Raw genomic sequence first — 21,627 nt, 5'->3', positions numbered from 1 at the left:
GGAGATAAATTCCCTGTTAGAGTGTCAAAAGTGACGAAGGTGAAGAAGGTAAAGAGGCTGTGGTTTGAAGTTCTGAGGTTTGAAATTCTGTGGTCTGTGATGGTGCGTTGGCTGCTGTGCTGGTCGCCGCCGTCGCGTGACGACGACCGGTTTCGCGGTCAAACCAATGGGCCGCAGCACCAGCCCACCGGAGCGAGACTTCCGTCCCCGGCGAAAGATGAACGCGACCGGGCAGGCGGGCGGTGGCCCCATCCGTTCCGGGGATCGCGACATAAACAAATGTTTCCGCCCCCAAAAATTCGCTGCCCGTGACGGTGGCTGGAATGCCTGCCATATCGCCCGTTTGCTCTGTGGTCAGGATCAGGTCTTCGGGACGGATGCCAAAAATAAGGTCCTTGGCCGCAAGGCCGTTGGGAATGACGTCAGTTGGCAGGGCGTCGGCGGGCAAAAGACCCATGGGCGGGCTTCCGACAAATCCGGCGGCAAAGGCGGTGGCGGGCTGCAAATAAAGGTCTCCCGGGTTGCCTGCTTGTTCAATCCGGCCATCCTTCATCAGAATGACAATGTCGGCCATGCTCATGGCTTCGGTTTGATCATGGGTGACATAAACCACCGTAATGCCCAGACGCTGCTGAAGGTCGCGGATGTCTTTGCGCACCGAATGGCGCAGCTTGGCATCAAGGTTTGATAACGGCTCATCCATCAAACACAGCGGATGCCCCGCGACAATTGCGCGGGCAAGGGCAACACGCTGGCGCTGCCCACCGGAAAGTTCGGCGGGTTTGCGATCTTCGCATCCTTCAAGCCCTGTGACTTTAAGCGCTTCGGCCAGGCGGGTTTTAATCTCGCCCTTGGTGGTTTTGCGCACTTTCAGGCCAAAAATGATGTTTTCGGCAACGCTTAGATGCGGGAAAAGGGCATAGGATTGAAACACCATCGACAATCCGCGCTTGGATGGCGGGGTGTTGGTGACGTCCTTGCCGTCAATTTTGATGCTGCCTTGATCAGCAATTTCAAGACCGGCAATCAGGCGAAGCGTGGTTGATTTGCCACAGCCCGACGGGCCGAGCAGAACGACGAAACTGCCGCGCGGGATATCAATGGAAAGATCATGCACCCCGTTCCCGCCATTAAAAATGCGCGATACGGAATTGATCTCGATGAACGGTGTTTGGGCAGTCATTTCGAAACTTCGCTTTTTGCAAGTTGAAGGCGCGCACGAACGTCTTGGCGATCAAACAGCGGGGCGAAAACGCCGCCGGGAATGCTGTCGACAATCACAAGGTCCGGGTCGGTGATATGGCCGCCTTTGGCGGGGGCCGGGCGGCCAAATTTGGTTTGGTCGGCAACCAGAATGGAATTGCGGCAATTGCCCGCTATCGCTTGACGCAGCGATACTTCGCGGTGGTCAAAATCGGTTAAGGTGCCATCGGGTTCGACCCCGCCGACGCCAAACAGGCCGTAATCGACCTTGTAATTGTGAAACATGGTTTCGGCTTCGGGGCTGATGATGTCACGGTCAGGCAGGCGCAGCGTGCCGCCGGGCACGACAATCCGGTTGCCGGTATTGTTGCCCAGCGCCATGGCGGCATTCATATTGTTGGTAATCACCGTCAGATTGCGATGATCGACAAGGTTCAACGCAACCAGTTCCAACGTGCTGCCAATCCCAATCAGGATCGACGCCCCATCCGGGATCAGGTTGGCAACATGCAGTGATATGGCGTGCTTGGCAGCAAGATTGGTCACCTGACGGCTGTCATAAGACAGATTCATGCCCGGTTCCCCGGCATATTCCACCCCGCCATGACGCCGACGCACAAGGTTGCCGTCGCTTAAGGTATTCACATCCCGGCGCACGGTTTGCGGGGTCACTTCAAAATGATCCGCCAGCGCATCAATGGACGCAAACCCATCGCGGCGTAGAATGTCGATAATGTCACGCTGTCGCGTTGATATATTCATTTGATCGTTCAATTTGTTGTTTTGAACATGAAAACGATCATACGTGGCTTCGTTGTCACTACGGTTTCAGGTAAGTGACATTCGTGTGAATGTTATCTCAAGGGGTGAATGCAATGTAATTCAAGGGATTAGCGGTTATCCCGCAGCCGGGGTGCGCATATGAACATCCCCTGTTAAGCCGCTTTGTTACAAATGCACCGCCCACAGATCATGGGCGGTGCAGGGGACGAACGGTTTTGGTGTCACTTCGCGGGCAATCTCAACATCCGCTTTTTGTGGGGGATTATTTGAAAACCAGCGACTGATGCACAGCAACCCCGGCCATAACCCCCGCTGCGGATGCAAGGGTGGCATTATGACCTGCGGCGGCGGCATCCCCGGCGGCGAAAACGCCGGGCACGTTGGTTTCCTTGCTGGCATCGACCTCAATAAACGGCCCTTGTGGGCCTGTTTCAAACTGACAGCCCAACATTTCCGCAATCGGGTTTGGCATTGAAACGGTCGGACCAACAAACAACGCCCGGATCGCCAAGATCCGACCATCGGCAAGCTTAACGCCCGCTATCGCCGGTGCGGTGCCGAGAATTTCGACAATCGGGCTGGTTTCGATGGTAATCCCGCTATCACGCAGGGTCATCAATGTATCTTGGTCCGGGGTCGGGCCAGACTGGGTGAAATAGGTGGTTGGTCCCCAATCGGGCAGCAACATGGCCTGATGACTTGATTGCGGCATCGTTGCGATGACCCCGATCTCCGTATCGCGGACTTCATACCCATGACAATACGGGCAATGCAAAACGGTTTTGCCCCAGCGTTCGGTAAGTCCGGGAATGTCGGGCAGGGTATCGCGCACACCGGTTGCCAGAATGATGCGGTGCGTTTCGATCAGACTGCCATCGGCCAGTGTTATGTCAAATAACCGGTCGGGTGCGTCAGGCACCTTGCATGCTGCGGCCTTGGTGACCATCGTTTCGCGAAAGTCGACGGTGTCATAACGACATAGCTGATCAATCGCGGTCGTGCGGATTTCGCTCGGCGTTTTGCCATCATGACCGAGAAAACCGTGCGACGTGGTGGCAAACCGGTTGCGTGGTTCGCCGCCATCAATGACGCAAATGGTGCGACGCGCCCGGGCAAGCTGCAATGCGGCGGACAATCCGGCAAATCCGGCACCAATGATCGCAACATCATATCGTGGTTTTGCGCGGGCGCTGTTTCCGGCGCCAACAGAAGCGTTCTGGGACATTTCAAATTCCTTCTTGGCAAATGTGTTTCGATTTCATGTAACTTTATAAGTATCGTGATATGGCGCCGTCAAAGGATTTCGAAACTTTTGTTGTTGCGAGATGTGCCAGATGCTACCTATGGCGATAGATCACACCGGTACGAGGAAGCTTGAAATGCGCCGTGACAGCCGACTTTCACGCATGTTGCACGTTCTTATTCACATGGACCGGATAGAAGGTGCGGCGACATCTGATCAGATTGCGCAGATGCTGGGCACCAATCCGGTGGTCGTGCGTCGCACCATGGCGGGCCTTCGCGATGACGGATATGTTCATTCGGAAAAGGGGCATGGCGGCGGCTGGGTGCTGACCCGACCGTTATCGGAAATCACCATGCTTGATATCCATCGCGCCCTTGGCAATCCCGGCTTTTTTGCCGTGGGCGTTGCCATCGATCACCCGGAATGTCTGGTCGAGCAGGCGGTTAATTCCGCACTTGGCAGTGCCTTTGAAGCCGCCGAGAACCTTTTGATCGGAAAATTTGCCGCTGTCACATTGGCCGATCTGGCCGATGACTTTGATCAACGCATGGCCCAAATTACCGCCGAACCGAACTGTGAACTGACCTAAGGCTTTGCCGTTGGTCTAGAAACAACAAAAAGCCCTGCCAGTTGAAACTGACAGGGCGATGGGTGGGGTTGGTCTTAGACCTAAGATCTTAAAACAGCTTTTCGCGCGGATCGAATCTCGGCGCGGGCTCGGCGGCAAGCTGTTCAAAGATTTCGTCGAGCGTATTGGCGACAGTATAAAGGTTCTTGTGGCTTGGCCGCGCAAAACCCTCATCGATGATGCCATCAATCATTTCAAAGCACTTATCCCAATAGCCAAGCGCATTGAAAAACACCATCGGTGTGTCATGGATGCCAAGCTGGCGCAGGGTCATCGCCTCAAACGCTTCGTCAAGGCTGCCAAGGCCGCCAGCCAGGGTAACAAATGCGTCAGATCGTTTGAACATTTCGACTTTGCGTTCATGCATGGATTTGCAAATGATCAGTTCCGAAAGCCCGGTATGACCAACTTCGATGTCATCAAGATGTTGCGGGATGATCCCGACAACGTTGCCACCATTTTTCATAACGCCGTCGGCAACAGCGCCCATCAGGCCAATGCGCCCGCCGCCATACACCAGCGTGATGCCGCGTTCGGCCATCATCTTGCCAAAGGCAATGGCGTTTTCCATGTGGCGCGGATCTTTACCATCCGACGCACCGCAAAAGACACAGATTGATTTTACATTTGTCATGGCGACCTGCCTTATGTTTCTTGTTTCGCAGGTATCGGGACGGCACGGAAATATCCCATGCATTGCCCCGTACTAGGCGGGAACTGCAAACATCAAATTGCTTGCGTGATCTTGGGCTACCATAGCCGATCACCGTCAGGCCAGGTCAAGATTTTCTGCACCACGGCATATTAAAACAAAATAGGTGCCGCAATTTGGTTGCTTTTCCCTGCCAGATAAGAAATCTGAAGCCGTCTGATTGTGATTTGGCCCAACGGTAATCTTGGCTTTGATCGCGATTTTGTCGGTGTCACCCGATTATTCCGCAAAGTTTCGCGCGATGGTTAACAAGTTCTGAACCTGATTGTGGGAAGGCTAGGAACCATACGCAGGATATTTGTGCGCGCCATATGGGCCGCCGCACCATAAACCAAAAAGAAGGCAGGACCGCCCAACGTGTTTGTCGACAATCCTTTCTGGCTGGCCATTTTGGTATCAGCCGTCATTGCCGCCGTATTGATGTTGGCCTTGTGGCTGGGGCTGGACCGTGCCGTTGCGCGGCGCATTGTGCTGGGTGCTGTTATTCCCGCCGTTGCTGTTGCCGTGCCCGCCGCCATTGGCTTGCCCGATACCGCGCGTGGGGGCATTGGCGCGGCACTTTTGATGCTGGTTCTGGGCGGGGTTTTCGGCGCGGTTCTCGATTTTTCCAAGATTTCCGAACGCATTTGTCTTGCGGTTGCCGGTCTGTTGCTGCTGCTGGGCGCGTGGCTGGTGCTGGCTGCGCCAATTAATGGTCTGGCCTATCACCCAACCTCGATCAAGGTTGTCGCGTGGCTGGCCTACCTTTCGGTGGGTGGCTGCTTCTTGCTTGTGACCCGACCCGACTTTTCCCAAGACGATATTGACGACGAACCCAAGGGCAAAAAAACCAAGGGCCGTGCGACCAAATCCACCAAAACCGCGAAATCGACCAAGGCATCACCCTCATTGGGCCAAGACGAAATTGCCGGTTTTGCCATGCCCGGACCAGTTGCGGTGTTGATGACCTTGTCACTCGGGCTTGGCATTATTGCCGATCAGTTTGGCTTGCAGACATTTGTTGTGTTTCAGGCGGCCTTAACCGTCGCCCTGTTTGTCGCCTTGGTATCGGAAAAGGCCGCCCCGCAATATCGCGCGACGGTCTGGCTTGCGGTGGTCTGTGCCCTGATGGCCAGCGCGACGGGTGTGATGATTGTCATACCGGCGTCTTGCTTTGCAGTGGCGGTGTTGTTGCTGGTGGTTTCTGCTGGCCCCGCCGCAGCACGGATTTCCGTTATTTTACCGCAAGATAACCCGGCGCAAAGTGCGGTACTTGGCGCGTTTATCCGCATTGGTGTTCTGGGCCTGCCCCTTGCTATGGCGGCATTGGTCGCCTATGTGGGGGCGATGATGCGCGTGACCGCCTACTAAGGCGTGTAACGGCCCGATGCGGGTAAGCCGAGCAAATGTAGGGCGGTGATGCATCTGGGGCGGCTTATTGGGGCGTAACTGGTAGCGCGCAAAACGTCGTCTTCGCCGATGCGCTAAGGCGCTGTGCGGCTGGCGTTTCGCAAAGCGGCTGATTTCATTCATCTTTACCTAACGGTTGCAGGTTAACGTATCTTCGTTACGCTATGGAAACCGACGGCTTAAAGTAGTACAAGTCTCTAATTCACGTGGCCAGTGCGGTTGTTTGGGGGGAATATGACAAGCAAATTCAATGCGTTGGTCGCGTCAGTAGATAAAACAACCATGGTTCAAGGATATTTCCGGTGAAGCGACCCTATATCCTCGTCATTATCGGCGTTGTACTGATCGTCGCTGCGATTGTGGCAAACTATATGTTGACGCAAACAGCGGATGAAGATCTGACAACGACCGCGCCGCAAGTGCCGCCAACGGTTTCAACAACCGACGCACCAACACCCGCGACCGACACACCGTCGAACGGACAGCCTGCTGCGCCTGAAATCAAAAATCCAAGTTTTGATGTTGTGCGCATTGGCCCCGACGGGAATGCCGTGATTGCCGGGCGTGCCGAACCCAACAGCAAAGTCCGCATCCGCGAAGGTGACGAAGTCATTGGCGAAGCAACGGCGGATGAACGCGGTGAATGGGTTGTCTTGCCGGGTAAGCCGCTTGATAGTGGCGACCGTGAACTCTCGCTCGAAGCAGAAGATGAAACCGGCGAGGTTAGCAAAGCCGACGATAAAATCGTTGTCCTGATCCCCGAAGAAGCCCCCAAAGAAGATACCGCGGCCGCGTCAAGTGATGCTGCGGGTTCTGACGGTGCGGCATCGGATGCCGAGAAAGCCGAAGACGGCACAGAACAGCCGATCATTGCCCTTCGTGTGCCCGAATCCGGTGGGGCCACCACGGTGATGCAGGGACCAAAAGCGCTGGCCGATGAAATGGCCAAAGCAGCCGAACAGGAAGCTGGCGAAGATGGCGCAAAACTACCGCGTCTGACGATTGGTGTTGTTGACTACGATTCCGATGGCCGTGTTGCGATGTCGGGCAAAGCCGACAAAGACCATCTGGTGCGCATCTATTTGGATAATAAACCGGTTGGCAGTGCGCCAGCCGACGAAGACGGCACGTGGGCGCTGACGATTGGTGAACCGATTGAGCCGGGCAATTACACGCTGCGCGCCGATCAGGTGGATCCATCTGGCAAGGTAACAGCACGGATTGAAATGCCGTTTGAACGTGCCCATCCTGATGACCTTCTTGAACCGGGGACGCGCTATGTGGTTCAGCCGGGCAACAGCCTGTGGCGGATTGCGCGCAGCACCTATGGCGAAGGTCTGAAATACTGGATCATCTATGCGCAGAATCGCAAGCAAATCCGCGATCCTGACCTGATTTATCCGGGGCAAATCTTTGCCTTGCCGACCACAGAAGAAGCGGCTGAGTAACAGCTTTTCTTCATGAAGATCTCAGGGCCAGGACCAAGGATATTCTTGGGCCTGGCCCTGACACATGTTAAGTGTGTTTTTGACCGTTCTTTTGAAAAAAGAAGAACCGTTTTGTTCGGGGTGCGTTGCCCTGTATCGTTACCAGATGCTAAGAACGCGCCTTCGTGGTACCAATTGTACCAATTTGATGTGCCCACCCCATGGCAACCAGGGAATTAAGACTTTGAAATCCGTTCTTGTGCCGATTAATCCAGAAGGCTGGAAATTCGTTGCGATTTTCGCGGCGATCACTGTGATCTTGTTTTTGATCGCCGAACCGCTTGGCTGGATCGGTGTGATCCTGACGCTGTGGTGCGCGTACTTCTTCCGCGACCCGGACCGTATTACCCCGACCGACGAAAACCTTGTCATTTCCCCGGCAGATGGCCGTGTTTGCATGATTTCGCAGGCGCCTTTGCCCAAGGAACTTGAACTCGAAGACAAAACCCCGCGCACGCGTGTTTCGATCTTCATGAACGTGTTTAACGTTCACGTGAACCGCTGCCCGGTCAACGGCGAAATCATTGGCGAGGCTTATGTCCCGGGCAAATTCGTCAATGCCGAACTTGATAAGGCGTCCGACAATAACGAACGTCAGATCCTGCTTGTCCGTGACAAGGAAGGCCGCGAGTTTGGTGTTGTTCAGATTGCCGGTCTTGTTGCGCGTCGTATCCTGTGTGACGTCGGAACTGGGTCACAGCTTAAAGCTGGCGAACGTTTTGGTCTGATCCGCTTTGGGTCGCGCGTTGATGTGTATCTGCCCGAAGGTGTGTCGCCGAACGTGATTGTCGGCCAGACCACGATTGCTGGTGAAACCGTCCTTGCGGATGTTTCGGCAACCGATAAACAAGCCGCAATCGGGGAGATCCGATAATGGCAGGCGGCATCCGACCCATTAACCGTCCGCGTCGTTTCAAGGCCCTTTCCTTGACGCGCCTTGTGCCCAATGTTGCTACCCTGATGGGGATGTGCACGGGCCTGACATCGATCCGCTTTGCGATGCAGGATAGATGGGAAGCCGCGGTTGCCGCCATTCTGATTGCCGGGATTATTGACGGCCTTGATGGCCGTCTCGCCCGGATGCTTAATGCATCAAGCCGCTTTGGCGGTGAACTTGACAGTCTGTCGGACTTTGTCTGCTTTGGCGTGGCACCGGCCATGATGCTGTATTTCTGGTCGCTGCATGAATTGGGGCCGATCGGTTGGGCGTTGTCGCTTCTGTTTGCGGTGTGCATGTCCTTGCGTCTGGCGCGCTTTAACACCCAGATGCTGGGCGAACCGGAAATGCCGACATGGGCATATCGCTTCTTTACCGGCGTTCCGGCCCCGGCTGCTGCGGCCCTTTCGATGTGGCCGATTGTTCTGACCCTGCAGTTTGGCGAAGGCCTGTTTGACAGCCCGTATTTCGTCGCACCTTATGGTGTTTTGATTGCCTGTCTGATGGTGTCGCGTCTGCCGACCTATTCGTTTAAAAAGGTCAAAATTCCGCGCGCATGGGTTCTGCCCTTGATGCTGGCCTTTGGCGCGTCGGTTGCGTTTCTGGTTTCCTCCCCTTGGCTGACCCTGTCGGCGATTGCCGCTGTTTATTTGATCAGTATGCCGCTGTCTTACCGGTCTTACCGGCGCATGGGTGTTGAAAATCAGAACGAATTGGATAAGGCAGACGAAGAAGATGATGACGGGGAATCGGACGAAGACCCCAACGAAGGTTTGAACCGCGTTCATCAGAACTGATCTCTGATTTTACCGATCTAAAAAAGCCGGCATTTGTGCCGGCTTTTTTGTGCCTAATGGCCAGAATGCTGGGGGGGGGGATGGGCAGGACAGCGGGCGGAACATCGCTGGCTGTTATCCAGTCGCTGAGCTGTTCGCTATTCAACACCAGCACGGCAGCTCAGCTTACTTAGTAAATACCTGCCCCAATGAAATCCTTGCGCGCTTCGGCGAACCAGGCGCGGTCTTGCGGATTAAGCCAGTTTTCGTAAAAGTCGGTCCAGGGCATGGTGGGGTTGTCATCAATAATCGTATTGATCTTGGCGATCACCGCGCGTCCTTCGGGCGTGTTACTGCATCCGATTGTCGCGCGCAGGATTTTGCTGTTGCCTTCAATCGGCAATGTCATCACCCGTTGCTCGGGCGTGAATTGCAGGCGGTAATATTCTGCTTCCGACGGGAAATACAGGGTCCAGTCAATGCGTTTTCGCGCCAACAGCATCAGAAGCTTGGTGTCGTCGGCGACTTCCATCACATGATCGGTTTTGCGATAGCGCGACAGATGGCTGTCAACCAAACCGCCATAGGCCCGTTCAGTCCGCACCGCCGTTTTCATATCGCCATCAGACAGCAACTGCCACAACAGCAAATGACCGTCCTCGTTGATGAACGGTTTAAAGCGATCAAAATCATCCTTGCGGATCACAACCGAAATCGGCAGGTGCAAAAGAACGGTTTTGGCAAAGGCAATATATTCCCGGCGATCCGGGGTCGGGATCAGCGTGCTGCTACATCGAATGCCACCCGACGTATTGCGCATTTCCGCAAGAAGGCGCGCGAGCGGGACGTTCAGGATCTCGTGATCATAGTCTGGCATTTGTTGCGCAAACCAGTTTTGGATATCCGCCGCATAGCCAGACAACACCGGGCGATTGGTCACAAATGCAGGCGCAAACGGGGGCACTGTCCATGTCAAAACATCCTTTGCCGAGACGCTCAAAGGTTTGATGACAGCAGACATCACAAAGACGCCGACAAATGCAGCGCACAGCAGCAACCGTTTACGTGCTGTTTCCATTCGATTTTCCAACAACATTGCCTTCTTCTTCTTATTTTTTTTGGTAGCAAGAATAAATCGGACTGTTCCAACATATGTATGCAAGCCGGTCACAACTGTAAAGGGACTCATCTGTCGGTAAAATGTAAATTTTTCGATGTTAGACCTAGGTCGTAAGAGTCAACCAGCCCCCAAGCGGGGGTGCTTGGGGGCTGATCAGGAGCCGCCACCGTTAAAGTGAATGGCTCCTGCCGCGCGGCGGGGTCGGGGGACAGTCAACGCGCGGCGATGTCGTTAAGGTTGTTTGGGCGCCTCAGTTTTACCGCGCATCTCAGACACCTTTTTTGCAATCCATGGCCGCAACCACCGCATCAGATCGCCCAGCTTGTGACGCATCATCAGCGCACATGGGGTAAAGATCAGGGTCAAGACCGTGGCAAAGGCCAAACCAAACGCGATAGAGGTTGAAAGTTGCACCCACCATTGGGTCGATGGCGCGCCAATGCTGACGTCGCGCGCGGCGAAATCAATATTGATCTGCAACACCATCGGCACCAGACCCAGAATGGTGGTCACGGTGGTCAACATCACCGGACGCAGACGTTGCGCCCCGGTTTGAAGGATCGCGGCCTCGATACTGCCGGCGGTGTGTTTAAGCCGGTCAAACGTATCGATCAGAACGATGTTGTTGTTCACAACAATCCCGGCCAGTGCCACCACCCCAATCCCGTTCATCACAACCGAAAACGCCTGTCCGGTCAGCATCAGGCCAAGGAAAACCCCCGCTGTCGACATGACGATTGCGATCATGATCAACAGCGAACTTGAAATACTGTTAAACTGCGTGACCAAAATGATGAACATAATGAACAGCGCAACCGTAAAGGCGCTTTTCAGGAAGTCTGCTGACTTTTTCTGTTCTTCGTCCTGGCCTTTGAACTGGACTGATACGCGCGGGTCGATATCAAGGCTGCTCATCCATGCTTTGACCTCGCCCAGTTTGGTATCGACCAAAACACCGTCCTGAACGTCGGCCTTAACCGTCAATGCACGACGACTATCCACACGGGTCAGTGTCCCGGTTTTGGGTTTTGGCGTGCGTTTGACAAAGTTCGACAGCGGCACAAGCCCCTTATCGGTCACGATGTTAAGGTTGCTCAGCTCATCAAGCGACCGGTACTCGGCCGGGAACCGCCCGACAATGTCGATTTCCTCGGTTGAATCATCGGGGCGATAGGTCGAAAAGTTGATCCCGTTGGTCACCAGTTTCACGACATTGCCGATCTGATCGACATTGGCCCCAAATTTAAGGGCCTGTGCACGATCAACCGCAAACTCCCAATCAATGCCGGGCGGGGATTTACCGTCTTCAAAGTTATAAAGCCCGCCCATTTCCTGCAAACCTGCCACCAGTTTGCTGGCCGTTTCATCGAGAAGTTCGGGATAGAGCGACCGCAATTGGATCTGAATATCCTTGCCTTGCGGCGGACCGGCTTCTTGGGCGCGCACTTCAACCTGAATACCGGCCAAATCCGCGGTATCGGCCAAAATACGCTTTTCGATTTCCGTGGCTTTGGGGCGTGATTGCCAATCGGCATATTCAAGTTGAACCACACCAATGACGTCTTCGGGGGCTTCATTCCCACCCGCACCATTGCCCGACCGGGCATAGACCGTATCAAACCAGTTCTGGCCTTCGTGATGGGTATCAAGGGCCAAAATGCGGTCTTCGACTTCTTGCAAAAGCGCATCTTGCTCGTAATAGGACAAGTTGCCGCGCGCACGCACCTGAACCACGGCGACTTCCGGCTCAACGGCTGGGAAAAACTCAACCCCCTTGCCAAAGAAACCAAACGAAACCCAAACCGCCAAAAGGATCACGAATGCCGCTGGAACCACCGCCCAGTAATAGCGAAGCGACCCTTTAAGGATACGGATATAAAACCCGGTCCCACCGGTGACTTTATCAAGTCCATCGGCGTTATCAGCGCCAATGGCCTCAAGGCTTTCATTGGTGATCGCACCGGGCTTGCCAAACCATGCACCCACCGTGGGCACAAAGATCAACGCCATGACAAGCGACGCGGTCAGGGTAAACAGAACCGTAATCGGCAAGAATTTCATAAATTCGCCGACAATATCGGGCCAGAATGCCAAGGGCAAAAAGGCCGCCAAGGTGGTCGCGGTCGACGCAATAATCGGAAGCGCCATGCGCTTGGCCGCAAGCGGATAGGCCTGTTTGCGATGCATGCCATCGATCATTTTGCGATCGGCATATTCGGTCACAACAATCGCGCCGTCGACCAACATGCCGACCGACAGGATCAAGCTAAACAGCACCACGATATTGACCGTCATGCCAAGGCCCCAAAGGACCAAGATACCGGTTAAAAACGAACCGGGGATCGCCAACCCCACCAACAAACCCGACCGCCATCCAAGCGACCAAATCACCACAACCATCACAAGCAGGATCGCAAGGATCACGCTGTTTTGCAGGTCATTAAGCATGGTGCGGATGTCAGACGATTTGTCTTGCGAATAACTGACTGTCAGGTTGGGCGGAAATGCTTGCTGTACCTCGGCTGTGGTGGCCTTGATCGCGTCGATCACTTCGATGATGTTTTCGCCAACGCGCTTGGAAACTTCAATCGCGATGGCCGGTTGACCGTTCAGGCGGGCAAAGCTCTCGGCATCTTTGAACGTCCGGCGCACTTCACCAATGTCGCGGAACCGAATAACCGAATCCCCATCCACCAAAAGCGGCATATCAAGAATATCATCGACCGATTCAAACAGGCCGGGAACCTTGATGTTAAACCGCCCCGTACCGGTATCAACCGCCCCAGCGGCAACCAGTGTGTTGGAACTGCGCACGAGTGATACGATATCAACCCCGTTTAACCGGTATGCCTCGACCTCCATCGGATCAAGGATGAATTCAACCAGTTCTTCGCGGTCGCCCGCCAGGTTGGCTTCAAGAACCGCCGGAAGCCCTTCGATGGCGTCTTTTAAATCACGCGCCATGCGCAACAACGCCCGTTCCGGCACATCGCCTGATAATGTCACCACCAAAACCGGAAACAGCGACAGGTTCACCTCGTGGACTTCGGGGTCGTCTGTGTCGGCTGGTAATTCGGATTTGGCGATATCGACCCGCTCGCGCACATCGGCAAGGGCGTCGTCGATATTTACATCGGAAAAGAATTCAAGCGTGACGGATGCCCCATCCTGATAGGACTGGGAACTCATTTCCTTCACACCTTCGATGCTGCGCAGTTCCTGTTCCATCGGACGCAGCAACAAACGTTCGGCATCTTCGGGCGACACACCATCATGATGCATGGTGACATACAGAACCGGGATTTGCACATCCGGGTCGGCTTCTTTGGGGATGGCGTTATAGCCAACCCAACCCGCCGCCAGCAACAGGATCAGAACCAGAATAACCGTGCGTGACCGGTGCAGTGCGTGATCAATCAAGGACATTGTTATTGCTCCTCATGCCCACGCATCAGCGCGCGACTTTTTCCGACAGGGTGGTCGCACTTTGATCATCGGTGGGGCTGTCTTGATCGCTCTTGCCATCAACATCAGCTTCTTCTGCCTTTGGCTGGATCGGCAGGCCATTTTCATCGGTCTCTAGATGAACAACATCAACCGTTGCCCCTTCCTTGACCCAGTCATGACCCACAACAATCAGTTCAATCTGCTGGGGCAGGCCGCCAATCCAAACGCGTGCCCGGTTGCCGCCCTGAAGATCGACAGGCAGGAAGTCAACTTTGTTGTCATCCTTGATCACCCGCACGCCAAGTTTGCCCTCGTCGTTAAGGGTCAAGACCGATGGCAAAACATGATGGGCGCGTTTGGTGCCAATCGGGATTTCCATTTCGGCCGTCATGCCATCAGGAATGCTCAGGTCTGAATTATCAATTTCAACTTCGACCTTATAGGTGCGCGTGCTGCTATCGGCCACCTGTGCGGTATAGCGCACGATACCGTCATATTCCGACCCGTCATACAGCCTGACATGGGCAAGTTGGCCGACATCGATGGCGCGGATTGAATGTTCTGGCACATGGGCAACCACCAACATTGGATCGGTTTTAATCAGGGTCGCCACCGGATTGCCGATGGACATTAAATCCCCGATATCAGCGGGAAGGTCTTCAATAACGCCGTCAAAAGCGGCGTGGATTTCGGTATGGCCAAGTTCGGTTTGCGCGATTTTAAGGGCGGCACGCGCTTCTTGAAGCTGTGCCTGTGTTTCGGCAACACCGGTTTTGGATCGATAGTTTTTCTCAGCCAGGCTTTTGGCCGCCTTACTTTCAAGTTCGCGCTGCGCGACAAGCGCACGCGCCTTTTGCACCTGCGCCATGCGGTCATCGACCGCCAGTTTGACGATCAGATCGCCTTCCTTGACCGATTGTCCTTTGGAAACGCCAAGTTCGACAACGCGGGCCTCGGTTTGCGCACGGATCTCAACGGAAACAACCGCTTCTGTCCGTCCCGAAACCCGCAGGTAATCAACATGATCTGTTGCGGTACTGGTAATGGTGCGCACACCCGCATGGGGTTCGCTCCCGTCAGCACCTTTTTCCGTGCCGTTACCATCCGCTTGCGATGCGGCCATTTCATCGGTTGCCCCGCCTGTCAGATAGGCAGACCCAATCCATATGACGGTCCCAAGGACCAGAAAAATGGCAATAAGCCGTGACGCGTTCATGTTTTTATTCCCTCAACTATTCCAGTAGCGGAATCCGTCTTTGACATTTTCGAAGTAAAGCATCGGCACGTCTTTGCTGGATCGGGACCCGGTTACAACGTCGTTAAATCTTCGCGTCGTTACATGTTGGTCGGTGTGATCCAATGGGGTTCAGGGCTTGTTGGCCTTGAACGTCTTCAAATCATCAATCAGGCCTTGCTTGTTTTCACGGATGAATTTCAAGCTGGCCTCGCACATGGCTTGCCCCAATCCGGCAACGAATTGGCATCCCGGTTTTAAGTTGCCATCTTCATCGCGGCCCGGGTTTGCGGCACTGTGGGGTTTGTCTGGGTTATGCGGATCAATCATTTGGGTCATTGCTTCATGACGGGCGGCAAACTCGTCAATCAGCGCTTCGGTCATCTCGACCGGTAATTCTTCGGCAAAAGTCAGCGTGAACAGAATATCAGAACGATATCGGTCCTCTGCTGGGCGAACTTGCAAAAGGGTACGGATGAATTTTCGACGGCCTTCGGATGTCAGGCAATAGATTTTCTTATCCGGGCGATTTTCCTGTTCCTGCTCGACAAATGTCACAAGCCCGTCTTGTGTCAGTTTGGTCAACGCCGGATAGATCGAGCCAAGCGACGCGATCTGAAAATGACTAAATGTGCCATCTTCAAACATCTTGCGGATTTCATATCCGGTCGCGTCCCCGCCCATCAAGGCGCCCAGGCACAGTGTGCGTACATCCATTTTTTGGTCCGTGTCCTTATTCATTCTTATCTGAACTGACGATGTGTGATCTTGCAGCAATGCCAGAAAACTATATCAGTTCGTCATATATCGGATTGTCATATATCGAATTGATATAGTCAATAGATTGTTGGTGAAACTTGTGCCATACATTTCCACTCAGGCGATCTGTGATGGCTTCACGCGGCGGGCTTCCTTAAAATCGTCGGGTCAAAACGCCGCAAAGTCCGGGGCATCAATGGAAAGTGAACCTGACGGATCCTGTCGGGGCCTGCGTCCGTTTGTGCACAACCGGACGCCTTTTACGTCCGACTGTGTCTATTGAAACGATATAGTTGTATTGTTGGGCAAACTGCCCGCCCAGATGCAAATACCAAAATCAGGAGCACGCCCGGATGGCAGGTTGGACGCAGTATGTCAGTGTCGCTTTTGCAGTCATTGGATTGGCGCAGGCGGTGTTTTTATGTCTGCTGCTGCGTTCAGAAGGGGACCGGGCCTTTGGCGCGAACCGCTGGATGATGCTGTTTATCGTCACAATCGCCTTTAACCTGATCGAAGACGTCGCAGATACTTTTGTGTCGGGCGACAGCGAAGCGTTGCTTGATCTGTTTTTTGGGCCGATCAATTTCGTGATCGCACCGGCCATTTATCTTTATTTCCGCGAAATATCGGGCAATCCGGTCCGCCGCCCGTGGGCGCATTTTATTCTGCCATTGATTGTTCTTAACCTGATGGCGTGGGCAACGGCGTTTGGGGGGCGGACAGGTGATGGATTATCGGATGGTCTTTCCTTGCGTGGTGCGGTGGATGCCCTGTGCTGGGGCGGTATTTTCGTTCAGATTACGGTTTATTTCGTGCTGCTTTGGCATGTGTCCTGCCGGTATTTTCGGCAAACCCAAGAACAGCTTGGCGCGGATCGAAAAAGCATGCAGCGCTGGCTGGGGATCATTCTTGGTGGCCTGACGCTTGTTTTCGTGATTGTTGCGGTTGGGCGGATTGTCGAAATTTACGTCGCCAGCAGCACCGAAATGTTTGGCACTGAAATCGCCTTTACCTTGGTCCTGTTCGCCATGAGCTATGAAACCGCGACCCGCCCGGTTCTGTTCGTCATGCCCGACTGGCCCTCCAATTTTGAGGCCGATGAATTCATCGCCCTTGATTCTTTTGCCTCTCACGGCACCCCGGTTGAGGCAAAGGCGACAACGTTAACCGTTCTCTCATCCCTGCAGAATGCTTCAGATCGCGACATGCATGCGTCCGTTGCCGGTGCTGCCCGCGTACCGCGCGATACCCAAGATCATCTTGATGGGGCGCCTTTGGCGGCGAATACGGCGCCGAATGGTCCGAATGACATTAATGACAGCTCAGCCGTGCGTCCGTTACTTGATGATGACGGTGTTGCACGTGTGATGGCCAAACTTGATGATTTGCAGCGCCGCGGCGACATTTTGCGCGATCCGTTGGTCTCGATGCCAAAGCTGGCCCGTGCGGTCGGTGTGTCGCCCAACCAGCTTTCCTATGTGCTTAATCAGCATATGGGGCAGAACTTCTTTGATTTCGTCAATCGGGCACGGGTCGAAGAAGCCCGCACGGTGTTATTGCTTGAACCCGATCGCACCATTCTCGATATCGCGCTCAGCGTCGGGTTCAATTCCAAATCGACCTTTAATCTGGCGTTCAAGAAAATGACCGGTGAAACCCCAAGTGCGCTGCGCGCGCGCCGTTCCGGGGAAATGCGTTCGGAAACAAGCAGTTAATCCGATTTTTGCGCCGTGCGGCCACAAATTGAACAAAAACCTCAAATACCAAACTCAATCGCGTTAGGCGTGCGTGGTGCAGGACCGTGCACGATGCACGTGTATTTCTAATTGTTTGATTTCGTTTGGTTTACCCCATACGCTCTGCTGCCCTGTATAATAAGGAACGTCCTCATGACTTGGATTATTTCGGCTGTCGTTGCGGTCTTGGTGCTGCTTTATTTTTGGTATGCATCGATTGTCACCCGGCGCAACGCGGCGGAGGAGGCCCTTTCAGGCATCGACGTTCAGCTTAAAAAGCGTACGGACCTTATTCCCAATATCCTGAAAATCGCCGCCCGGTTTATGGAGCACGAAAAAACGCTGCTCACTGAAATTACCGAGCTGCGCACAGAAGTCCTCAAGGCGGCTGAGCAACCTGGTCGCGATGCGACGCAGAAACGCTTTGAAATGGAAGCCGCCCTTGAAGGCAAGCTTTCTGGTCTGATGGTCGCTGTTGAAAACTATCCTGATCTGAAATCGCATTCCAACATGCTCGAAGCACAGCGCGCCTATGCCGACGTGGAAGAGCATATCTCGGCTGCACGACGCAGCTACAATGCGGCGGCACGTCGCTTTAAGGATGCGATCCAAATCTTCCCGGGATCGGCGATTGCCGCGATGATGGGGCTAAAACCCTTGCCGTTCTTCGAAGTCTCCGAAGCCGACCGCGCACCTGTTAACGCTGACGATTATCTAAAACCATGAGTTTCCTAAATACGTTTTATCAGGCCAAGGAAGCGGTCAAGCAGCTTGGCAACGGCACGGCGTATCGCAAGCCTGAGGCAAGCGCGCCCTTGTCCGACGTCGCACGGGAAAAAATCGAACAAGACCTGATGCCGATGCTCGAACCGCTTGAACAGTTCCGGCTGGAAAAGCTCGACAGCAAAAAGCAGCGCAAAAAGTGGTTTTTCCTGATTGGCTGGTTGCTGTATGGGCCGACGCTTGCCTTTGACGTCACCATGCTGATCGAAGGGGAGCCGACCTTTATCACCCTGTTTGTGCTCGGTGCGTGGGCCGCATGGATTTTCTATCCGGAAATCCAGTACAAGCGCCACTATAAGCAAAAACTGATCCCGATCTTGGTGGGGGCGTTTGGCGATTATGATTACCAAAGTAAGGGATGCATAGACGTCGACGCCGTTAAGGGGTTCGACATTGTCCCATCCTATTCCAGCAAAAGCAGCGAAGATCACATCCAGGGCGAAGTTGACGGCGTTAAGTTTGAGTTTTGCGAGCTTAAGCTCCTGCGTCGCCGCAGCAATAACAAAGGCAACATCACCCTGCATCAGGGTGGGGCGCTGATTATCACCATGCCGTTCCTGTTTACCGGCCATACCGTGGTCGATACCGATCACGGGAAGTTGGGCAACTTTTTATCGGGCCTGTCTTCCAAGTCGCGCATTCCGCTGGAAAACCCGGTATTCGAAGATCGCTACGAGGTCTTTGGTGATGACCCGCATTATGCCCGGTATCTGTTGTCACCGGCCTTGATGGAACGGATCATCGGTCTTGATGACCTGTTCCGGGCACGTGCCAAGGGGTCGGGCATCCGCTGCGAATTCCGGGATGACAAGGCGCTGTTCATGCTGTCGTATTTTGGCGATTTGCTCAATGTCGGCGATATCGAGGTCTCTGCCTATGACCTTGATAAAATGCCCCTGCTTGAGCAAGAACTCGCCATGATCGTCGGCATTATCGAGCAGCTTAAATTTGACTCTTTGGCGGCCCGAAATGTTGCCGCCGCGCGGTTTGCCGACGCATAAGGCGCGTCCATCGCAGTATCGCTTTATGCCTTATGCTTTATGCCATATCCCAAATGCCATCCGCCAAATCCGTTGGGTCGATGGCATTTGGTTTGGCAAAACCTTGGCGCTTAATAGGCGCTCACGCGCCGTCGCTTATTTGCGCGGCGCTTTTTTGTTTTGTGTCTTTATCTTTGTCTTTTGCCAGCACGGCATCAAGCGCACTTGGCGCGATGCTAAAGATCTTTTCGACAAACGGCACACCCTTTTCGGTGCGGTAATGAAGGTCGGTTGAAACCCGCTGATAGGCCATGAATGACAGCCCCTCTATCAGGTCCTCGGTCGTATCGATCCCATAGGTGCCCGCGGGAAAATCGGTTTCATAACCGGGCAGGCGAAACGGATGGGCAAAGGTTACGGTGGTGTGGGTTGTGCGCGAAATGGACATGATCAAACCCCATCAATGTCTGGGCAGTGTCTGGGCGATGCCTGGGCAACGCCAAACGATTAAGAACAGCAAAATCCGGAAAAAAGGGAAAAGCCCCAACCTGCGTCGGGGCGTTTCTTTCGCGCGGGGCAACGTGCTGCTGGTGCGCGCCAATTTCAGTCTGGCTTTAATCTGGCTTCACTCAAAACAGCCCGACCCACCAGAAGCCCGGCGCGGGAAGCTTAGCCCGCGTTAAGCGTTGGCCGCTTTATCGCCAGCAGGTGCAGGCCCCTGCGCTTTTTCTGCCGCTTTATTTGGTGCAGATGCCGGACTGTCGCCTTTTTTGGCGTCGGTGGCTGCGGTTGCGCTGTCTTTGTCTGTGTCAGGATGGGTTTTAGAGAAATCGCGAAATGACATGATATGTCCTTTGCATAAAGCAGCGCACAATGCGCCGCTTCATAGGACATGTAGAGGTTTATCGCCTTTCGCAATCCACACGCATCGCCTGTATCGCCGCAAAACCCGCGATGTGGCTGATAAGGATCAGCTATTTGCCTAAAAATATATTTTGGTTTCACGCAGTTAGCAGCGATACGTGGTGCGCAGGGGCCATCAAAGTCGGGTTAAACCCCGCGCAGATTGCCCCAAACATGCACATGCCATTGCGGCAAAACGCGCACATCAAACCATTGGCGTTTGGCAACTTCATCGACCAACCAGCGATAGCGCGCGGTCAATCCCTCCAAATCAACACCGTCTTGCCCGTCCGGGTGCGGTTCGGCCGGGGTTGTGTTGACCGGCTGCAGGCAAACCGGAATGCCGGTATGAAGCTTACGCACGTGATCCGCAAACAGAAGGTCGGCTTCATCGCGCACCGGGAATTTCAACGTGATGGCCGGGCCGCTTAGACTGCCACTACCACTACCGTTGCCGGCATTGGCCGCATCAATGCAGGCGGCCAGCGCATCGGCATCAAAACGGGTTGATGAACTTGGCGGCTTGGGGCTGATGGTCAGGTAATTCAGATCGGCAAACCAATCCTTGGCGATGCTGCCTTGGGTTTCGATGGCAAAGCTGAACCCTTCTTTTTGACCTTGCGTGATCAGCGGCCCCAGCGGCTGGATCGCAGGATTGCCGCCCGACAGCGTGATCAGGATCGGTGCGCCGCCGGTCAGTTTTTTGACCGCATTCAGCACCGCATTCGCAGTTATGGGTTTCCAATCGGCGCGAAAGGCCGGATCAACCGCATAGAGTGTGTCACACCACGAACAGCGAAAATCACAGCCGCCCGTGCGCACAAACACGGTCGGCATGCCAATAAGGGCACCTTCGCCCTGCACGGTCGGGCCGAAAATTTCTGATATGCGGATTTTTCCGGTGCTGTCGCGCCCGGTTAAATCCTTGGCAAGGTGTGGGTCATGGACATTCATGGGCGATATTCCGCCCAGGTTTTTGGCGTTTCCGATACCCGAACGGCGGAAACTTCCGGCCAACGGTCATGGGCCCATTCATAGAAATAAAGCGCCAAGTTTTCTGCGGTCGGATGATCATGGGCCAGGACATCATTTAAGTGCCGATGATCAAATTCATCATCAATCAGGCGCTTAAGCGGGCCAAGCTCGCGGTAATCACGCACAAAGCCGCGCGCATCAAGGCGGTCGCCCTTAAGTTCGACCTCGACGATATAGTTATGGCCATGCAGGCGCGAACAGGGGTGATCGGCATCAAGCCCGGCCAATTGATGGCTGGCGGAAAAGGCGAATTGTTTGGTGATGGTAAACATCAGGTATCTTTCGGTGTTTGCTGCGCGCGGTCCCAGCCAAAGCCAAAGCCTTGTCCCAGCCTCATCCCCAGCGGCGCAAATCGCGCGCGGCAAACGGCGGGATGCAAAAGGCAAAAAGGCAAAAGGACGCCCGCATTGCATCCATCATCAACCCCGCATCGGCGGGGCCAAAGGACGGCAATTAAATGGTATGAGGA

General features: G+C 54.3%; 20 protein-coding genes. 8 read left to right on the top strand and 12 right to left on the bottom strand.

What is annotated here, in order from left to right:
• Positions 1-16 precede the first annotated feature (16 nt).
• The 3 genes from HCZ99_RS06850 to HCZ99_RS06840 form a co-directional block, all read right to left on the bottom strand.
• Entirely contained in the window at positions 17-1,183 is a 1,167-nt protein-coding gene (locus tag HCZ99_RS06850; RefSeq protein ID WP_167446210.1) for an ABC transporter ATP-binding protein, read from the bottom strand.
• Positions 1,180-1,965 carry a DeoR/GlpR family DNA-binding transcription regulator gene (locus HCZ99_RS06845; RefSeq protein ID WP_167446209.1) on the bottom strand — a complete coding sequence of 262 codons (786 nt, stop codon included), beginning with the start codon at positions 1,963-1,965 and terminating at the stop codon, positions 1,180-1,182. Before HCZ99_RS06845 ends, HCZ99_RS06850 begins: the two co-directional genes overlap by 4 nt.
• A gap of 283 nt (positions 1,966-2,248) precedes the next feature.
• Positions 2,249-3,211 carry an NAD(P)/FAD-dependent oxidoreductase gene (locus HCZ99_RS06840; RefSeq protein WP_167446208.1) on the bottom strand — a complete coding sequence of 321 codons (963 nt, stop codon included), beginning with the start codon at positions 3,209-3,211 and terminating at the stop codon, positions 2,249-2,251.
• A gap of 118 nt (positions 3,212-3,329) precedes the next feature.
• Between HCZ99_RS06840 and HCZ99_RS06835 the strand changes: the two genes are divergently transcribed.
• Entirely contained in the window at positions 3,330-3,821 is a 492-nt protein-coding gene (locus HCZ99_RS06835) for an Rrf2 family transcriptional regulator (protein WP_439654651.1), read from the top strand.
• Between the two features lie 88 nt (positions 3,822-3,909).
• On the opposite strand, the gene HCZ99_RS06830 is transcribed toward HCZ99_RS06835, so the two are convergent.
• Entirely contained in the window at positions 3,910-4,494 is a 585-nt protein-coding gene (locus HCZ99_RS06830) for a TIGR00730 family Rossman fold protein (protein WP_167446207.1), read from the bottom strand.
• 435 nt (positions 4,495-4,929) lie between these two features.
• Here HCZ99_RS06830 and HCZ99_RS06825 point away from each other — a divergent pair, with 435 nt between their 5' ends.
• From HCZ99_RS06825 to pssA, 4 genes are all read left to right on the top strand, one after another.
• Positions 4,930-5,922, top strand: a complete 993-nt coding sequence (locus HCZ99_RS06825) for a hypothetical protein (RefSeq protein WP_167446206.1) — start codon at positions 4,930-4,932, stop codon at positions 5,920-5,922.
• 341 nt (positions 5,923-6,263) lie between these two features.
• Positions 6,264-7,409: an Ig-like domain-containing protein gene (locus HCZ99_RS06820; protein ID WP_167446205.1), complete on the top strand. Its 1,146-nt coding sequence runs from the start codon at positions 6,264-6,266 to the stop codon at positions 7,407-7,409.
• Between the two features lie 187 nt (positions 7,410-7,596).
• The gene (locus HCZ99_RS06815) at positions 7,597-8,322 is read left to right on the top strand and encodes a phosphatidylserine decarboxylase (RefSeq protein WP_167446790.1); all 726 of its coding nucleotides are present in this window, start codon (positions 7,597-7,599) and stop codon (positions 8,320-8,322) included.
• Positions 8,322-9,182 carry a CDP-diacylglycerol--serine O-phosphatidyltransferase gene (pssA, locus tag HCZ99_RS06810; protein ID WP_167446204.1) on the top strand — a complete coding sequence of 287 codons (861 nt, stop codon included), beginning with the start codon at positions 8,322-8,324 and terminating at the stop codon, positions 9,180-9,182. Before HCZ99_RS06815 ends, pssA begins: the two co-directional genes overlap by 1 nt.
• Positions 9,183-9,351: 169 nt before the next feature.
• Here pssA and HCZ99_RS06805 read toward each other — a convergent pair whose 3' ends face one another.
• From HCZ99_RS06805 to HCZ99_RS06790, 4 genes are all read right to left on the bottom strand, one after another.
• Entirely contained in the window at positions 9,352-10,239 is an 888-nt protein-coding gene (locus HCZ99_RS06805; protein WP_167446203.1) for a transporter substrate-binding domain-containing protein, read from the bottom strand.
• 273 nt (positions 10,240-10,512) lie between these two features.
• The gene (locus tag HCZ99_RS06800; protein ID WP_167446202.1) at positions 10,513-13,707 is read right to left on the bottom strand and encodes an efflux RND transporter permease subunit; all 3,195 of its coding nucleotides are present in this window, start codon (positions 13,705-13,707) and stop codon (positions 10,513-10,515) included.
• A 25-nt stretch (positions 13,708-13,732) separates the two neighbouring features.
• Positions 13,733-14,944 (bottom strand): efflux RND transporter periplasmic adaptor subunit, encoded by a 1,212-nt coding sequence (locus HCZ99_RS06795; protein WP_167446201.1) that lies wholly within the window; start codon positions 14,942-14,944, stop codon positions 13,733-13,735.
• A 150-nt stretch (positions 14,945-15,094) separates the two neighbouring features.
• Entirely contained in the window at positions 15,095-15,679 is a 585-nt protein-coding gene (locus HCZ99_RS06790) for a PadR family transcriptional regulator (protein ID WP_167446200.1), read from the bottom strand.
• A 395-nt stretch (positions 15,680-16,074) separates the two neighbouring features.
• Here HCZ99_RS06790 and HCZ99_RS20655 point away from each other — a divergent pair, with 395 nt between their 5' ends.
• From HCZ99_RS20655 to HCZ99_RS06775, 3 genes are all read left to right on the top strand, one after another.
• Positions 16,075-17,436, top strand: coding sequence for a helix-turn-helix domain-containing protein (locus tag HCZ99_RS20655; RefSeq protein ID WP_254869500.1), 1,362 nt, complete (start codon positions 16,075-16,077; stop codon positions 17,434-17,436).
• A gap of 174 nt (positions 17,437-17,610) precedes the next feature.
• Positions 17,611-18,183 carry a LemA family protein gene (locus HCZ99_RS06780; RefSeq protein WP_167446199.1) on the top strand — a complete coding sequence of 191 codons (573 nt, stop codon included), beginning with the start codon at positions 17,611-17,613 and terminating at the stop codon, positions 18,181-18,183.
• Entirely contained in the window at positions 18,180-19,241 is a 1,062-nt protein-coding gene (locus HCZ99_RS06775) for a DUF3137 domain-containing protein (protein WP_167446198.1), read from the top strand. The genes HCZ99_RS06780 and HCZ99_RS06775 overlap by 4 nt, the downstream gene beginning before the upstream one ends.
• A gap of 121 nt (positions 19,242-19,362) precedes the next feature.
• On the opposite strand, the gene HCZ99_RS06770 is transcribed toward HCZ99_RS06775, so the two are convergent.
• The 4 genes from HCZ99_RS06770 to queD all read right to left on the bottom strand — a co-directional run bounded on the left by HCZ99_RS06770 (position 19,363) and on the right by queD (position 21,430).
• Positions 19,363-19,668: a hypothetical protein gene (locus HCZ99_RS06770; protein WP_167446197.1), complete on the bottom strand. Its 306-nt coding sequence runs from the start codon at positions 19,666-19,668 to the stop codon at positions 19,363-19,365.
• 231 nt (positions 19,669-19,899) lie between these two features.
• Positions 19,900-20,064 (bottom strand): hypothetical protein, encoded by a 165-nt coding sequence (locus HCZ99_RS06765; RefSeq protein WP_167446196.1) that lies wholly within the window; start codon positions 20,062-20,064, stop codon positions 19,900-19,902.
• A 206-nt stretch (positions 20,065-20,270) separates the two neighbouring features.
• Positions 20,271-21,077 (bottom strand): 7-carboxy-7-deazaguanine synthase QueE, encoded by an 807-nt coding sequence (gene queE, locus HCZ99_RS06760; RefSeq protein ID WP_167446195.1) that lies wholly within the window; start codon positions 21,075-21,077, stop codon positions 20,271-20,273.
• Positions 21,074-21,430 carry a 6-carboxytetrahydropterin synthase QueD gene (queD, locus tag HCZ99_RS06755; RefSeq protein ID WP_167446194.1) on the bottom strand — a complete coding sequence of 119 codons (357 nt, stop codon included), beginning with the start codon at positions 21,428-21,430 and terminating at the stop codon, positions 21,074-21,076. Before queD ends, queE begins: the two co-directional genes overlap by 4 nt.
• Positions 21,431-21,627 lie beyond the last annotated feature (197 nt).

This window comes from Thalassospira lucentensis, assembly GCF_011806425.1.
Classification (GTDB): Bacteria; Pseudomonadota; Alphaproteobacteria; order Rhodospirillales; family Thalassospiraceae; genus Thalassospira; species Thalassospira lucentensis_B.
Note: the sequence above shows the minus strand (reverse complement) of the source record. Positions and strands in the feature narration are given on the sequence as shown.

Bases quoted from the DNA above. Each gene is read 5' to 3' on its own strand.
- HCZ99_RS06765 (WP_167446196.1), bottom strand. From the start codon at position 20,064: ATGTCATTTCGCGATTTCTCTAAAACCCATCCTGACACAGACAAAGAC.
- HCZ99_RS06795 (WP_167446201.1), bottom strand. From the start codon at position 14,944: ATGAACGCGTCACGGCTTATTGCCATTTTTCTGGTCCTTGGGACCGTC.
- HCZ99_RS06840 (WP_167446208.1), bottom strand. From the start codon at position 3,211: ATGTCCCAGAACGCTTCTGTTGGCGCCGGAAACAGCGCCCGCGCAAAA.
- HCZ99_RS06790 (WP_167446200.1), bottom strand. From the start codon at position 15,679: ATGGATGTACGCACACTGTGCCTGGGCGCCTTGATGGGCGGGGACGCG.
- HCZ99_RS06775 (WP_167446198.1), top strand. From the start codon at position 18,180: ATGAGTTTCCTAAATACGTTTTATCAGGCCAAGGAAGCGGTCAAGCAG.
- HCZ99_RS06815 (WP_167446790.1), top strand. From the start codon at position 7,597: ATGTGCCCACCCCATGGCAACCAGGGAATTAAGACTTTGAAATCCGTT.
- queE (WP_167446195.1), bottom strand. From the start codon at position 21,077: ATGAATGTCCATGACCCACACCTTGCCAAGGATTTAACCGGGCGCGAC.
- pssA (WP_167446204.1), top strand. From the start codon at position 8,322: ATGGCAGGCGGCATCCGACCCATTAACCGTCCGCGTCGTTTCAAGGCC.
- queD (WP_167446194.1), bottom strand. From the start codon at position 21,430: ATGTTTACCATCACCAAACAATTCGCCTTTTCCGCCAGCCATCAATTG.
- HCZ99_RS06830 (WP_167446207.1), bottom strand. From the start codon at position 4,494: ATGACAAATGTAAAATCAATCTGTGTCTTTTGCGGTGCGTCGGATGGT.
- HCZ99_RS06800 (WP_167446202.1), bottom strand. From the start codon at position 13,707: ATGTCCTTGATTGATCACGCACTGCACCGGTCACGCACGGTTATTCTG.
- HCZ99_RS20655 (WP_254869500.1), top strand. From the start codon at position 16,075: ATGGCAGGTTGGACGCAGTATGTCAGTGTCGCTTTTGCAGTCATTGGA.
- HCZ99_RS06845 (WP_167446209.1), bottom strand. From the start codon at position 1,965: ATGAATATATCAACGCGACAGCGTGACATTATCGACATTCTACGCCGC.
- HCZ99_RS06850 (WP_167446210.1), bottom strand. From the start codon at position 1,183: ATGACTGCCCAAACACCGTTCATCGAGATCAATTCCGTATCGCGCATT.
- HCZ99_RS06780 (WP_167446199.1), top strand. From the start codon at position 17,611: ATGACTTGGATTATTTCGGCTGTCGTTGCGGTCTTGGTGCTGCTTTAT.
- HCZ99_RS06770 (WP_167446197.1), bottom strand. From the start codon at position 19,668: ATGTCCATTTCGCGCACAACCCACACCACCGTAACCTTTGCCCATCCG.
- HCZ99_RS06805 (WP_167446203.1), bottom strand. From the start codon at position 10,239: ATGGAAACAGCACGTAAACGGTTGCTGCTGTGCGCTGCATTTGTCGGC.
- HCZ99_RS06835 (WP_439654651.1), top strand. From the start codon at position 3,330: ATGGCGATAGATCACACCGGTACGAGGAAGCTTGAAATGCGCCGTGAC.